This is a genomic window from Paenacidovorax caeni (assembly GCF_001298675.1).
Lineage (GTDB): Bacteria > Pseudomonadota > Gammaproteobacteria > Burkholderiales > Burkholderiaceae_C > Paenacidovorax > Paenacidovorax caeni.
Map to the genome: position 1 here is coordinate 37,589 of NZ_CYIG01000024.1, position 14,750 is coordinate 52,338.

Annotated in this window: 11 protein-coding genes and 1 tRNA gene; 4 read left to right on the plus strand and 8 right to left on the minus strand. The window is 68.3% G+C overall.

All coding sequences use genetic code 11. The annotated features are described in order from the left end of the window. Positions 1-5 precede the first annotated feature (5 nt). The 7 genes from BN2503_RS11355 to fdnG all read right to left on the minus strand — a co-directional run bounded on the left by BN2503_RS11355 (position 6) and on the right by fdnG (position 9,192). Positions 6-100: transfer RNA gene (locus BN2503_RS11355), tRNA-Sec, on the minus strand. Between the two features lie 7 nt (positions 101-107). Then, on the minus strand, positions 108-2,030 hold the full coding sequence (selB, locus tag BN2503_RS11360) for a selenocysteine-specific translation elongation factor (RefSeq protein ID WP_054256775.1): 1,923 nt from the start codon (positions 2,028-2,030) through the stop codon (positions 108-110). A gap of 71 nt (positions 2,031-2,101) precedes the next feature. Beyond that, on the minus strand, positions 2,102-3,520 hold the full coding sequence (selA, locus tag BN2503_RS11365; protein ID WP_054256776.1) for an L-seryl-tRNA(Sec) selenium transferase: 1,419 nt from the start codon (positions 3,518-3,520) through the stop codon (positions 2,102-2,104). Then, entirely contained in the window at positions 3,517-4,470 is a 954-nt protein-coding gene (fdhE, locus tag BN2503_RS11370; RefSeq protein WP_054256777.1) for a formate dehydrogenase accessory protein FdhE, read from the minus strand. The genes selA and fdhE overlap by 4 nt, the downstream gene beginning before the upstream one ends. A 102-nt stretch (positions 4,471-4,572) precedes the next feature. Next, positions 4,573-5,199, minus strand: a complete 627-nt coding sequence (locus BN2503_RS11375; protein ID WP_054256778.1) for a formate dehydrogenase subunit gamma — start codon at positions 5,197-5,199, stop codon at positions 4,573-4,575. Next, entirely contained in the window at positions 5,196-6,116 is a 921-nt protein-coding gene (fdxH, locus tag BN2503_RS11380; RefSeq protein ID WP_054256779.1) for a formate dehydrogenase subunit beta, read from the minus strand. The genes BN2503_RS11375 and fdxH overlap by 4 nt, the downstream gene beginning before the upstream one ends. Positions 6,117-6,126: 10 nt before the next feature. Next, on the minus strand, positions 6,127-9,192 hold the full coding sequence (fdnG, locus tag BN2503_RS11385; RefSeq protein ID WP_082366569.1) for a formate dehydrogenase-N subunit alpha: 3,066 nt from the start codon (positions 9,190-9,192) through the stop codon (positions 6,127-6,129). Positions 9,193-9,427: 235 nt separating this feature from the next. On the opposite strand from fdnG, the gene fdhD reads away from it, so the two are divergent. The 3 genes from fdhD to BN2503_RS11405 all read left to right on the plus strand — a co-directional run bounded on the left by fdhD (position 9,428) and on the right by BN2503_RS11405 (position 13,528). After that, a complete protein-coding gene (gene fdhD / locus BN2503_RS11395) occupies positions 9,428-10,291 on the plus strand; it encodes a formate dehydrogenase accessory sulfurtransferase FdhD (RefSeq protein ID WP_054256790.1) in 864 nt (287 codons plus the stop codon). 84 nt (positions 10,292-10,375) lie between these two features. Beyond that, a complete protein-coding gene (locus BN2503_RS11400; protein ID WP_054256782.1) occupies positions 10,376-12,919 on the plus strand; it encodes an ABC transporter permease in 2,544 nt (847 codons plus the stop codon). Between the two features lie 219 nt (positions 12,920-13,138). Then, on the plus strand, positions 13,139-13,528 hold the full coding sequence (locus tag BN2503_RS11405) for a TraR/DksA family transcriptional regulator (RefSeq protein ID WP_054256783.1): 390 nt from the start codon (positions 13,139-13,141) through the stop codon (positions 13,526-13,528). 32 nt (positions 13,529-13,560) lie between these two features. Here the strand turns inward: BN2503_RS11405 and BN2503_RS11410 are convergent, their stop codons facing one another. After that, a complete protein-coding gene (locus tag BN2503_RS11410) occupies positions 13,561-14,523 on the minus strand; it encodes an IS110 family RNA-guided transposase (protein ID WP_054256791.1) in 963 nt (320 codons plus the stop codon). Here BN2503_RS11410 and BN2503_RS20965 point away from each other — a divergent pair. Next, the coding region (locus tag BN2503_RS20965; RefSeq protein ID WP_233495058.1) for a hypothetical protein at positions 14,522-14,750 on the plus strand (229 nt) is incomplete at its 3' end. The two genes, BN2503_RS11410 and BN2503_RS20965, sit on opposite strands and share 2 nt — an antisense overlap.

The window sequence follows — 14,750 nt, forward strand, 5'->3', positions numbered from 1 at the left end:
GCCGATGGCGGAAGGGAGAGGGAGTCGAACCCTCCGGCCGCGCGTGGCGCAACCCGCCGGGTTTGAAGCCCGGGCGCCCCACCAGGGACGCTTCCCTTCCCAAAGACTCAATCCTGAGCCGTGAACAGCGGCGTGCCGGGGCGCAGCAGGTGCGCATCCTTCACGCGCCGTGTGAAGCCCACGCGGTCAAAAAACTCCAGCAGCTGGATGGCGCGCTTGCGGCCCAGGCCTGTCGCATCGCGAAAGGCCGCTGCCTGCACGGCATCGCTAGCGTCCATGCACTGGCGCGCCAAGGCGGCCAGACGTTCGAGCGTAGGCAGTGGATAGTACAGGTCTTTGACCACCTGAAAGGCTTCGCCGCGCCGCGCCATGCTGGCCAAGGTCTGGCGCACCAGGGCTTCGGCGGCGCCCAGGTCTTGCGCCAGGGTGCGCACCCAGGGCGGGTCGAACGCGCCCGCCAGCAGCAGCGGGCGGATACGCTGGGCCAGCGCCTCTTCGGTGGCGTTCATGCGCGCGGCGTGTTCGGGCAGGTGCAGCCAGTGGCTGCTGCGCACGACCAGTTGGTGCGCCACCATGTCCTCCACCACGTGCTGCCACAGCGCGTCGCTGGCGCGCGGCGCGGCCAGGCGGCGCAGGCGCCGTGCGTCGGGGCCGATCTCCTCGGGGCTGGCGGCGTGGAAGGCGCGTAGCCGCTCCAGCACCAGCGCTTGCAGCGCCTGCAATGCGGCTGGCGCGATGGCGAGCCCCTCGCCCGCGAGGCGAATGGCGTCTGGGGGCAGTGGCAGGTCGCCGGGGCCAGGCAAGGCTTCGGCGCGGGCGGTGTGCGCAAGGTCCAGGCCCAGCGGCGCATGCGCCAGCAAGGCTGCCACGCGCGTGGCGCGGTCAGGCAGTGCCTGGGCGGCAAGCTGTGCAAGGCGTTCGGCGGTTTTGCGGTAGCGCTGCGGCGCGAAGGGGTCGAGCACGCGCACACCGGCCAGCGTGCGCGTGGCCGAGGCATCGCGCAGCACGCCCCGGTCGCCGTGCCATGCGGCCACAGTGCCGTGCAGCACGAGCTGGGCCAGCGCGGTGGCGCCCGGCGCCAGCGTGTCGCTATCGAGCAGCACGATGCTGCCGGTCACATCGCTGGTGCCCAGGTGCACGTGCACGGGCGTGCCAGAGCGCAGTGCCTTGGGCTCGTCGGGCCAGAGCTGGCACTGCACGTCGATGCGGGTGGTGGCCAGGGCAATGGAGGGCGCGCAGACCCAGTCGCCACGGTGCACGTCTTCTTTGGCGACGCCGGCAAGCGCCAGCGCGCAGCGCTGCCCGGTGCGGGCTTCGCTGGCGGGTTGGTTTTGCGCGTGCACTCCGCGCAGGCGCGCCCCCGTGCCGTGCGGGGCGATGCACAGCTCGGCGCCCACCGGGGCGACGCCGCTGGTCACGCTGCCGGTGACCACGGTGCCCACGCCGGTGAGGGTGAAGACGCGGTCTGCCGGCATGCGGAAGGCGCGGGCGCTGTCGTGCGAGCTGGCGCTGCCGCAAGTGGCCGCGCATGCCAGCAGGTGCTGGCGCAATGCCTCCACGCCCTCGCCGGTGATGGCAGAGACAGGAAACATCGGCGCCTGGGCCAGCGCCGTGGGGGCGAGCAGTGCCCGCACTTCGGCCTGCACTTCGGCCAGCCGCGTGGCGCGCGTGGCGGGGTCGAGGCGGTCGATTTTGGTGATGGCGACGCTGCCCTGGGTCACGCCCAGCAGGGCCACCACGGCCAGGTGCTCGCGCGTTTGCGGCATTACGCCGTCGTCGGCTGCGACGATGAGCAGCGCGTGGGCGATGCCCGTGGCGCCCGCCAGCATGGTGTGCAGCAAGCGCTCGTGGCCCGGCACGTCCACAAAGCCCAGCGAGGGGCCGCCCGGTGGGTGCAGGTAGGCGTAGCCCAGCTCGATGGAGATGCCCCGGCGTTTCTCCTCCGGCAGCCGGTCGGTCTCCACGCCGGTGAGTGCGCGCACCAGCGAAGTCTTGCCGTGGTCAATGTGGCCTGCGGTGCCGATGATCATGGTGGTTTGCTATTTATTTGCTAGCTGCTTGCGCTTATCCATAAAGCGCTAGAGGTCAATTTGGCTGCTATTTATTTTTGCCTGAGTGCATCGGCCAGGGCGGGCAGCTGCGCGGTGAAGGCGGGCAGGTCAGGCGCCTCCAGGCAGCGCAGATCGAGCCAGAGGGCGTCGCTGGCGATGTGGCCGATGACGGGGCGGGGCAGGCTGCGCAGCGCGGCTTCCAGGGCGGCGAGGGCGCGGCCCGTGCGCTTGGGCGTCGTCGGCGCGATGGCCAGGCCGTAGCTGGGCAGCGTGTCCACGGGCAGGGCGCCGCTGCCGATCTGGCTGAACAGGGGGGCGGTGCGCACGGCGTATGCGGCACCCACGGCGGCCTGCAGCGGTGCCAGCAATGGCTCGGCCAGGGCACGGATGTCGGCCTGCGGGCGGGTGAACAGGCGCAGCGTGGTCAGGCGCGCGGGCAGGTGCTCGGGCGCCAGGTACAGGCGCAGCACGGGTTCCAGCGCGGCCAGCGTGAGCTTGCCCACGCGCAGCGCGCGTTTGAGCGGGTTCTTCTTGATCTTGGCGATCAAATCCTTGCGCCCCACGATCAGCCCGGCCTGCGGGCCGCCCAGCAGCTTGTCGCCGCTGAAGGTGACCACGTCGGCCCCGGCGGCCACCACGTCGCGCACCGTGGGCTCGTGCGGCAGGCCCCATTGCGACAGGTCCACCAGCGTGCCGGACCCGAGGTCGGTCACCAGCGGCAGGCCATGGGCGTGGGCAATCTGGGCCACTTCGGCCTCGGGCACGCTCTTGGTGAAGCCAGTGACGGCGTAGTTGCTGCAGTGCACCTTCATCAGCAGCGCGGTGCGCGCGGTGATGGCTTCAGCGTAATCCTTGGCGTGGGTGCGGTTGGTGGTGCCCACCTCGACCAGCTTGGCTCCGGCGCGGCCCATGATGTCGGGGATGCGGAAGGCACCGCCAATTTCCACCAGCTCGCCGCGCGAGACGATGACTTCCTTGCGCGGCGCCAGCGCGTTGAGCGTGAGCAGCACGGCGGCGGCGTTGTTGTTGACCACGGTGGCGGCTTCCGCGCCAGTGAGGTCGCGCAGCAGGTCGGTGATGAGGTCGTCGCGGTCGCCGCGTCCGCCGGTGGCCAGGTCAAATTCCAGATTCGCTGGCGTGGTGAGCGCCTGCACCACCGCCTGCACGGCGACATCGGGCAGCAGGGCGCGGCCCAGGTTGGTGTGCAGCACCGTGCCGGTGAGGTTAAACACGGCCTTCAGGCGTGGCGCAAAGCGTGCGGCCAGGTGCTGCTGTGCCTGTGCGGCCAGTGCCTCGGGCGCAAGCTGCGCGGCAGCGGCTTCGCCCGCCAGCGCGGCGGGGCGCAGCGCGTCGAGCGCGGTGCGCACGGCGGCGGTGGTGGAGGATGCGCCGTATTCGGCCGACAGGGCGCGCGCGAGCGGGGTGGAGAGCACGCGGTCCACGCTGGGCAGGCGGGCCGCGGTGTTCATGGCGCGGGGCTTTCCTCGGCTTCGGCCATCGGCAGCAGCGGGTTCATGCTGGCGCGGGCGAAGGGCGTTTCGCCCATGAGCAGGTCGAGCAGCAGCGTGGCGAGGTCGTCGGCCAGGGGCTCGGCGAGCGGGTCTTTTTCCTGGTTGGCAATCTTACGGTAGGTGTGGCATTGGTCGCAGGTCTCGGCCAGCACCACCTCGTCCTTCTGGTCGCTGCCCTCGCTTTGCAGGCCCTGGTAATGCACGCCTTTGGTCGATTCGCAGTGGCTGCATTTCACGCGCACCATGTGCCATTCGGTGCCACAGCAGCCGCAGTGCAGGTAGCGCAGCCCGGCCTCGCGCCCGCCAATGCGCAGCACGCTCGCCACCGGGGCCGTGCCGCACACCGGGCAAATGGTGGCGGGGTCGGTGTAGGGGATGTCGCTCTCTTGCAGGCGGCTGGCGCGGTCGGCGAAGACCACCTGTAGCGCCGCCATGACGATGGGGGCGGCAGCCAGGTCGGCGCTGTCGCCCAGCAGGCCGAGGAGTGCGCGGCGCGCCAGCGCGTCACGCTCTTCGCCAGACAGGGCACGCAGCCGGGCCAGCGTGGGGCGCAGGGCCTCGGGCAGCTCGGGGGCGCCGTCGAGCGCGGCCAGCAACTGGTCGAGCACGCCTTGCCAGGCCGGGTCGATGTGCTGGGCCGCGGGCAGCAGCGCCATGGAGTGCTCTTGCGCCTGGGCAATCAGCGCAGGGTCGGGCGTGGCGGTTTGCACCGTGCCCGCAGCCTGTTGCTGGGCGCGCACCAGGCGGGCGAGAAAGCGCAGGTAGTCGCCAATCGGGTTGCCCTCGGCCTTTTGCGCCAGGCGCGCGGCGCGGTCCGCGAACAGGCTGGTGGGCTGGGGCAGGCGGATGCGCGGTAGTTGGGTGCGATCCAGGGCTTCGATGTCGCCGGGTTGAAGAATGCGTTGCACGGATCAGGTCTCCAAAAATGGAACTGCCGCCGGGGCAGGGACGCTACCGGCGGCAGGAATGAAGGCAGCGTATCAGTTTTCAGCGCTGCGTGGCTCCAGGGGCTAGCTGTTATCGCCCGTCATCTTGCGGTACCAGCCACGGTGGTGCTGCTTGGCCCAGGCGCGCGTGACGGTACCGTAGAGCATGGCGCGGATGGTGCCGCGCGTCCAGATGGCAGCGTACACGTGCATGATGATCAGGCCGATCATCCACACCGCCGCTGCGGCATGCACCACCGAGGCGACGCGCACCATGTCCACAGGCAGGTGCAGCCAGGCACGCCACATGGCCACGCCCGACGCGGTGAGCGCCAGCATGCCCACCACCAGGCCCCAGAACAGCACCTTCTGGCCGCCGTTGTACTTGCCCTGCTCGGGCATGTCGTGGTCGTTGCCGTCGATCATTTTGTTGACGTTCTTCAGCCACTCGACGTCGCGCTGCTCCATCACGTTCAGGCGCCAGAAGCGCAAGAACATCATGATGAAGAACAGCATCATCACCACCCCGATATAGGGGTGCAGGATGCGCGTCCAGGGGCCGCCGCCAAACAGTTGCGTGAGCGGGAAGAAGGCCGGGTGAAAAAACGCCAGGCCCGAGAGCGCGAGCAAGATGAAGCAGATGCCGACCACCCAGTGGTTGGCACGCTCACCGGCGCTGTAGCGCTGCAGGTCGCGGGGGTTGCGTCTCATGGCTGTTTCTCCTTTTCTGCCTCACGGTCCTGGCGCTCCATCTCGTCTTCCAATTCCTTGGAGACGTCGTTGGGGCCCTTGGTGATGTAGTGGAACAGCCCGCCCAGGGCGGCCACCCCGAGCGCGGCCATGGCCAGGGGCTTGGACACCCCCTTCCACAGCCGCACGGCGGCGCTGACCTTGGGGTCGGTGGGCAAGCCCTGGTACAGCGACGGCTGGTCGGCATGGTGCAGCACGTACATGACGTGCGTGCCGCCCACACCGGCCGGGTCGTACAGGCCTGCCTGGGCAAAGCCCCGCTCCTTCAGGTCGGCAATGCGCTCGTCGGCGTGGTCCTTCATGGACTTCTTGGTGCCGAACATGATGGCGCCCGTGGGGCAGGTCTTGACGCAGGCCGGCTCCTGGCCCACGGCGACGCGGTCCGAGCACAGCGTGCACTTGTAGGCCTTGCTGTCCTTATGGGAGATGCGCGGCACGTTGAACGGGCAACCCGTGACGCAGTAGCCACAGCCCACGCACTTTTCCTGGTGGAAGTCGACGATGCCGTTGGTGTACTGCACGATGGCACCAGGGGACGGGCAGGCCTTGAGGCAGCCCGGATCCTCGCAGTGCATGCAGCCGTCCTTGCGGATCAGCCACTCCAGATTGCCCGTGGCCTCGTTGTCGTATTCGGTGAAGCGCATCACCGTCCACGCGTTCTCGGTCAGGTCGTTCGGGTTGTCGTACACACCGTGGTTCTGGCCTGGTTCCTGGCGCAGGTCGTTCCACTCCATGCAGGCGGTTTGACAGGCCTTGCAGCCGATGCACTTGGAGACATCGATCAGCTTGGCCACGTCGCCCGACTGCGGGGTGCGTGCCTGGGGCGCCGGGGTGGTGGTGGCAGACAGGCGTTTGATATCGAGGGATTGCAATGACATCTGTGCCTCCTTAGACCTTCTCCACCTTCACAAGGAAGGTTTTGAATTCCGGCGTGTTGGTATTGCCGTCGCCCACAAAGGGCGTCAGCGTGTTGGCCAGGAAGCCTGGCTTGGTCACGCCCTTGAAGCCCCAGTGGATGGGAATACCCACGTGATGCACGGTCTTGCCCTCGATCTTCATCGGCTTGATCCGCTTGGTGACCACGGCCACCGCCTTGATAAAGCCACGCTTGGAGCTCACCTTGACCTTGTCGCCTGCCACGATGCCCAGCTCCTTGGCCAGTGCCTCGCCGATTTCGACGAACTGCTCCGGCTGCGTGATGGCATTGACCAGCGCGTGCTTGGTCCAGTAGTGGAAGTGCTCGGTCAGGCGGTAGGTGGTGCCCACGTGTGGGAACTCGCTGGCCTTGCCGAAGGTGTCCCAGATGTTCTTGAACACCCGCGCCGCCGGTGAGGACGTGGCCTTGGGGTTGTCCGGGTACATGGGGTTGAAGCCCAGCGGCGTGTCGAACGGCTCGTAGTGCGTGGGGAACGGCCCTTCAGCCATGCCCTTGCGCGCGAAGAAGCGCGCCACACCCTCCGGCGTCATGATGAACGGCCCGGCGCCGGTCTCGGGTGCCAGGGTGGCGCCCATGTCCGGAATGTCGGCACCGCCCCAGGCCTTGCCGTTCCACTCGATGAGCTTGCGGCGCGGGTTGAAGGCCTTGCCCTGAACGTCGCAGGAGGCGCGGTTGTAGAGCACGCGGCGGTTCGCCGGCCAGGCCCAGGCCCAGTTCAGCGTGTTGCCGATACCGGTCGGGTCGGCGTTGTCGCGCCGCCCCATCTGGTTGCCTGCCTGTGTCCAGCAGCCCGCGTAGATCCAGCAGCCGCTGGCGGTGGTGCCGTCGTCGCGCAGCTCGCCAAAGCCCGAAAGCTGCTGGCCTGCGGGGCGCAGCACCTTGGTCGGATCCTTGGGGTCGAGCAGGTCGGCCAGCGCCTTGCCGTTGTACTCCTTGGCGATTTCCTCGGAGCTCGGGTGGTCGGGCTGGGCGTACTTCCAGTCCAGGTTCAGGATCGGGTCGGCAAACGCGCCGCCTTCCTTGGCGTAGAGCGCCTTCAGGCGGTGGTGCAGCGCAGACATGATGGCCACGTCGGTGCGCGCTTCGCCCGGGGGCTCGGCCGCCTTCCAGTGCCACTGCAACACGCGCGAGGAGCTCACCACCGCGCCTTCTTCCTCGGCGAAGCAGGTCGTGGGCAGGCGGAACACCTCGGTCTGCACGGAGGCCGCGTCGATGTCGTTGAACTCGCCGTGGTTCTTCCAGAATTCCGAGGTTTCAGTGGCCAGCGGATCCATGACGACCAGGAACTTGAGCTTGGCCAGGCCGTCGCGCACGCGCCCGCTGTTCGACAGCGAGGCGATGGGGTTGAAGCCCTGCGCGATGTAGCCGTTGACCTTGCCCTCGTTCATAAGCTGGAAGTACTGCAGCATGTCGTACTGCTTGTCCAGCTTGGGCAGGTAGTCGTAGGCCCAGTTGTTCTCGGCCGTAGCGGCTGCGCCGAACCAGGACTTCATCAGGCTGACGTGGAACTTGGGGTAGTTCTGCCAGTAGCTCATCTGGCCTGCGCGCAGCGGTTTTTGCGTGCGCGCCGCGATGTAGCCCTGGTAGTCCTGCTCCTTCTCGCCCGGCAGCGTCAGGTAGCCCGGCAGGCTGGCGGAGAGCAGGCCCAGATCGGTCAGGCCCTGGATGTTGGAGTGTCCACGCAGCGCGTTCATGCCGCCGCCAGCCACGCCGATGTTGCCGCACAGCAGCTGCACCATGGCGGCGCAGCGCAGGATCTGCGCGCCGATGGAGTGCTGCGTCCAGCCCAGCGCGTAGAGGATGGTGGCGGCACGCCCGGCCACGGCCGTGGAGGCGAACTTCTCGGCCACGTGCAGGAACTTCTCCTTCGGTGTGCCGCAGACGCTCTCGACCTTTTCGGGCGTGTAGCTCTCGTAGTGCTTCTTCATGAGCTGGTACACGCAGCGCGGGTGCTGCAGGGTCGGGTCGGTCAAGACGTAACCGTCTTCACCCAGCTCGTAGTCCCAGCTCTTCTTGTCGTAGGTGCGTTTTTCCTCGTTGTAGCCCGAGAAGATGCCATCCACGAAAGCAAAGTCATCGCGCACGATGAAGCTGAAGTCCGTGTAGTTGTGCACGTACTCGTGGTGGATCTTGTCGTTGGACAAGAGGTAATTGATGATGCCGCCCAGGAACACAATGTCGCTGCCCGACCGGATGGGGGCATAGAAATCGGCCACGGAGGCAGAGCGGTTAAAGCGCGGATCGACCACCATGAAGTGCGCCTTGTTATGCGCCTTCGCTTCGGTCACCCACTTGAAGCCGCAGGGGTGCGCTTCGGCGGCATTGCCGCCCATGATCAAAATAACGTCCGCGTTCTTGATGTCGACCCAATGGTTCGTCATCGCTCCACGGCCAAACGTCGGGGCAAGACCTGCCACCGTCGGGCCGTGTCAAACACGGGCTTGGTTGTCGAACGCCAGCAGGCCCCAGGAACGGGCCACTTTGTGGGTGATGTAACCGGCTTCGTTGCTCGACGCCGAAGCGGCCAGCATGCCAGTGGTGAGCCAGCGGTTCACCGTGAGGCCGTCTTCCGTCTTGGCCTGGAAGTTGGCGTCGCGGTCGTCCTTGAGCAGCTTGGCGATGCGCGTGAGCGCCTCGTCCCAGGACATGCGCTTCCACTCGTTTGAGCCAGGCGCACGGTACTCGGGGTACAACAAGCGGTTGGGGCTGTTGATGAAGTCCAGCAGGCCCGCGCCCTTGGGGCATAGCGTGCCGCGGTTCACCGGGTGGTCCGGGTCGCCTTCGACGTGGATGACGGAGGGCTTGGCGTTCTTCACGCCGTCGCCCAGGGAATACATCAGCAGGCCACAGCCGACCGAGCAATAAGTGCAGGTCTGCCGTGTGACGGTGGTGGCGGCCAATTTGTACTGGCGCACTTCGGCCAACGCGGTGGCGGGCGAAAAGCCCATCGCCACCAGGCTGGAGCCCACCAGGCCTGCCCCGCTAACGCGGAAGAAGTGCCGGCGGTTCATGTCCATGAGGGAACCTCCTGTCGTGGGGGAGTGGAATGTTGTAGTGTGATATTCAAGGCTTGTCCGGGAAAGTCCTACAGGGATTGCACCGATGCGCTACGCCTGCCCATCGCGGTGGGGCCGTGAGGGGCGGATCATAGGCATCCTGGCCCGATGTGGGGCCGATTCCTGACCCTGGCGCGGGGCGGTTGTCCCCGCGGGGTGCAAGCCTTCGGGTGGCTGTTAAGGTGCGAGGATGTTCATGAGCGATCCCATCGAGCCGGCCTGCCCGCTGGCGCCGGGCGCGGCAGGCGCTTGCCCGCCGCAGCCCCTGGCCGACGTGGCCGTGCAGCGCTGGCACAGCGGCGGCGGTGCGCCGCAGTTCTACGCCAGCTATGTTGCTGCCGAAGTGCCGGTGGCGCTGGTGTTCAACGGCATTTCGCACGCCGTGATGATGGCCACACCGCAAGATCTGGAGGCGTTTGCCGTGGGCTTCGCGCTGAGCGAGGGCATCGTCGAGCAGCCGCAGGAGTGCCGCGACCTCGAAGTGACCCTGCACGGGCTGGGCACGCCCGATGCCAGCTGCGCCGTGCACATGGAGATTTCGCCGCGCCAGTTCGCCCGCCTCAAGGACCGCCGCCGCACCCTGGCCGGGCGGACCGGGTGCGGGGTGTGCGGCATCGACAGCCTGCAGGCGCTGGACCTGCACCCCGCGCCGCTGGCTGCGCCCGCCTGGCGCGAGCAGCTGGATGCCGCGCGCATCTTGCGCCCCTTTGGCGCGCTGGCCGCGCGCCAGACGCTCAATGTCCAGGTCGGCTCGCTGCATGCCGCAGGTTGGGCCACACCCGAGGGTGAACTGACCGATGTGCTCGAAGACGTAGGTCGCCACAACGCGCTCGACAAGCTCTTTGGCCGCCTGGCCCTGGCGGGCCGCCTGGGCGAGCCGGGCTTTGTCATCATGACCAGCCGCACCAGCTACGAACTGGTGCGCAAGTGCGCGCGCCTGGGCGTGCCGGCGTTCGCCACCATTTCGGCGCCCACTGCGCTGGCGCTGCAGCTGGCGCAAGAGGCCGGCATGCACCTGTGGGCCATGTGTCGGCCGCCCACGGCGCTGCGCTATGCCTGAGCAATGCGTGAACATCCACGTCGTTTACTCCTGATTCAATAGCTTCCAGCGCTTGCTGGGTAAGGGCTGGAGGCCGAAAATACTATGAATCCATCGATTCTTGCCCTGGGTTGGCGCACCTTGCTGCGCGATCTGCGCGCGGGCGGGCTGCGCCTGATGTTCTGGGCCGTGGCCTTGGCCGTGGCCGCCTTGACCTCGGTGGGCTTCTTTGCCGACCGGCTGCAGGGCGGCCTGGTGCGCGATGCAGCGCAGCTGCTCGGCGGCGACGTGGTCGTGGCCAGCGACCAGCCTACGCCCGCCGCCTTTGCCCAGCAGGCCCAGGCGCTGGGACTGCGCACCAGCACCACGGTGAGCTTTCCCACCATGGCGCGCGCGCCCGACGCGCAGGGCGGTGCCAGCCGCCTGGTGGCGCTCAAGGCCGTGGCGCCCGGCTATCCGCTGCGCGGCAGCCTGCGCGTGGCCGACGCCCCCGGTGCGCCCGACGCCGCCACGCAGGCCACGCCGGCGCGCGGCGAGGTCTGGCTCGACGCCCCGCTGCTCGAAGCCCTGGGCCTGGCGATGGGCGACACGCTGCTGCTGGGCGATGCGCAGCTGCGCATCGCCCGCATCCTCACGCTGGAGCCCGACCGGGGCGCGGGCTTTCTGAGCTTCGCGCCGCGCGTCATGCTCCACGCGGCGGACTTGCCCGCCACCGGGCTGGTGCAACCCGCCAGCCGCCTGACCTACCGCTTTGCCGTGGCCGGCCCCGACGCCGCCGTGCAGCCCTACCGCGCCTGGGCACAAGAGCAGGCGCAGCGGCCCGATGTGCACGGCCTGCGCGTCGAGTCGCTCGACAGTGGTAGCCCCGAGATGCGCCAGACGCTGGAGCGCGCGCAGAAGTTCCTCAACCTCGTGGCCTTGCTGGCGGCGCTGCTCTCGGCCGTCGCCGTGGCCCTGGCGGCACGCGCCTTCGCTGCCGAGCACCTGGATGCGGCCGCGCTGCTGCGTGTGCTGGGCCTGAGCCAGCGCCGCATCGCCTGGGCCTACACGGTGGAGTTCACGCTGGTGGGCCTGGCCGCCAGCGCCACGGGCGTGCTCATGGGCTTTGGCGTGCACCACCTGTTTGTGCAGTTGCTCGCCGGGCTGATCGAGGCCGCGCTGCCGGCCCCCGGCCCGTGGCCTGCTGTGCTGGGGCTGGGCCTGGGGCTCACGCTGTTGTTGGCCTTCGGCCTGCCGCCGGTGCTGCAGCTGGCGCGCGTGCCGCCGCTGCGCGTGATCCGGCGCGACCTGGGGGCGCTCAAGCCCGCCTCCCTCGCCGTGCTGGCGCTTGGCGTGGCAGGCTTCGCCGCGCTGCTGCTGGCGGTGAGCAGCGACCTCAAGCTCGGCCTCATCGCCGTGGGCGGCTTCGCGGCAGCGGTGCTGCTGTTCGCGCTGCTGGCCTGGCTGGCGGTACGCCTGCTGCGCCGCAGCGTCAACGAAGCCACGGCGCCGCGCTGGCTGGTGCTGGCCACGCGCCAGCTTGCGGCGCGCCCGGCCTATGCCGTGGTGCAGGTCAGCAGCCTGGCCGTGGGGCTGCTGGCGCTGGTGCTGCTGGTGCTGCTGCGCACCGACCTGATCGCCAGCTGGCGCCAGGCCACCCCGGCCGATGCGCCGAACCGCTTCGTCATCAACATCCTGCCCGACCAGGCGCAGGACTTCCAGCAGGCGCTGCGTGCGGCGGGCGTGGCGCGCTATGACTGGTACCCCATGTTCCGCGGCCGCCTGGTGGCGGTGAACGAGCGCCCCGTGGGCCCGCAGGACTACACCGAGGACCGCGCCAAACGCCTGGTGGACCGCGAATTCAACCTCTCCAACGCTGCCGAGGCGCCGGGCCACAACCAGATCGTGGCCGGGCGCTGGACGCCTGGGGAGCAGGGCACGGTGAGTGTGGAGGAGGGCATCGCCCAGACCCTGGGCCTGAAGCTGGGTGACCGGCTGCGCTTTGACATCGCCGGCATGCCCAGCGAGGCGCGCATCACCAGCCTGCGCAAGGTGGACTGGGGCTCGATGCGCGCCAATTTCTTTGTCATGTACCCGGTGCAGGCGCCCGATGCTGTCTTGCCCGGACTGCCCGTGACCTACCTGGCCGCCTTCCGCGCGCCCGGCGCCGAGGGCGCAGGCGCCGGCTTCGACAACGCGCTGGTGCGCCAGTTTCCCAACGTCACCAACGTCGATCTGAGCCAGACGCTGGCGCAGGTGCAGCGCGTGCTCGACCAGGTGGTGCGCGCCGTGGAGCTGCTGTTTGGCTTCACCCTCGCCGCCGGGCTGGTGGTGCTGTTTGCTGCCGTCACCGCCACGCGCGAGGAGCGTGCGCGCGAATTCGCCATCATGCGCGCCGTGGGCGCGCGCGCCAGCCTGCTGCGCCAGGTGCAGCGCGCCGAGCTGGCGGGCGTGGGCCTGCTCGCGGGCGTGCTGGCCAGCAGCGTGGCCGTGGCCGTGGGCTGGGCGCTGGCGCGCTTCGTGTTCGACTTTCACTGGACCGCCTCGCCCCTGGTGCCGCTGGCGGGGGCCGCGGCGGGTGCGCTGCTGGCCCTGCTGGCCGGCTGGTGGGGGCTGCGCGAGGTGCTGCGCCGCCCCGTGGTGGAGACGCTGCGCCGTGCGGCTGAATGACCCCCCCCTCAGTCGCCCTCGGCGCCTTCCCCTTCTCTCGTTCGCGCTGCGCGCTGCGGCTGGCGGACGCAGCACCGTGGATACCTGCAGTGAGGATGTGCTATTGAAAAATGAGCTGCTAGCGCTTGCTGTGTAAGCGCTAGCGCCATTTTTTACCAGAAACCCTGCAGGCTTGATGTGTGTCAACGAAGGCGGCGCCGTAACTGGCATCCTGTGGCCATGACACACGACAACACCTTCCTGACCGATGCCCAACGCGAACAGTTGCGTGCCCAGCTTGAAGCGCGCAAGGAACAGCTGCTGCAAGAGTTGAACGCAGCCCAGCGCGACAATCTCTCGCTGCTGCCCAGCCGGGGCGACGCGGCCCACCCGGACGACCGCAAGGAGCATTCCGAGGACATGTTCTTCAACACCGTGCGCGACGCCGAGGCCAGCCGCGACCACGACGAGCTGGTGGCAGTGCGCGCCGCGCTGGAGCGCATCGCTGACGGCAGCTACGGCGAATGTCTCGATTGCGGCCAGGGCGTGGGCCTGGCGCGGCTGCAGGCCCAGCCCCAGGCCTTGCGCTGCGTGGGCTGCCAGTCCAAAGCCGAAACGCGCTTGAAGTGAAACGGCACCCCCCTGAGTAACCGTCTTCAAAGTCAAGCACGATGAAGAGACGGATCCCAAGGTTTGCCGGTTCTGACCATTGCGTTGAGCGTGGTCAGCAGCTTGCGCATGCATGCCACCAAGGCGACCTTGGGCAGTTTGCCCGCAGCCCTCAAACGCTCGTAGAACGCCCGGATGACCGGGTTGTAGCGCGCTGCAGTCAGCGTGGCCATGTACAGCACACGCCGTATCTCAAAGCGCCCACCCTGCACCCTGCGTCGCCCCTTCCTGTTGCCCGAGTCATTGGCCACGGGCGCCACGCCCGCCAGGGCGGCGATCTCGCGGCGGTTGAGCCTGCCCAACTCGGGCAACTGAGCGATCAACGTTGCGCTGGCCACCGGGCCGATGCCGTTGGTCGATTGCAGCAGCCCATCGAGCTCACCGAAGTGCTCGCGCACATGGCCCACCATCTGCCTCTGCAGATCATCGAGCTGTGCCTTGATCGCTGCCACGATGGCCTCGATGCTGGGGTGCAACTTGCTGGGCGTAATCTGCAGCCGCTGGCGCTCGGAATTGAGCATGGTCAGCAACTGGCGCCTGCGCGTGACCAGGGCGGCGAGCCACTGCTGGCGCTCATCGGCTACAGGGCGAAGAAAGCGTGCCAGGTCATCGCGGCGCATCAGCACCGCCGCCAACTCGGCCAGCATGCGGGCATCCACCGCATCGGTCTTGGCCAGACGGCCCATGCTCCTGGCAAAGTCGCGTGCATGGCGCGGATTGACCACCGCCACATGCAGGCCCATGGCCTGCAGTGCGCACGCCAGAGCCGCCTCGTAGCCTCCAGTGGCCTCCATCACCACCAGGCCCACATCCAGGGACTGCAAGGCAGCAGCCAGCGCACAGTGGCCATCAACATCGTTGGCAAACCGCTGGACATCGCTGTGGGTGCCCAGCACACAGACATCGACGTGTGCCTTGGCCACGTCGATACCTACCGTCACTGATAAAGCAGACATGATCTTCAACTCCCATGCTTGTACATGCGCACTCAATGGTGGCGCGCGTAACCGTTCGGGCTCAATGAAGACCAGCGCGGTGACCGTGCGTTCTGTACTCAGGGACGGGCTCGAACACCCCAGCGGCTACCAAACTGCACGGGCCGGTCTGGCTACCTTTACGGCCGTCAAACTCTACCGCGACGGTCTGGATGGAAGATACAAGCGGCTGCGCCGCTTCCCCCTTC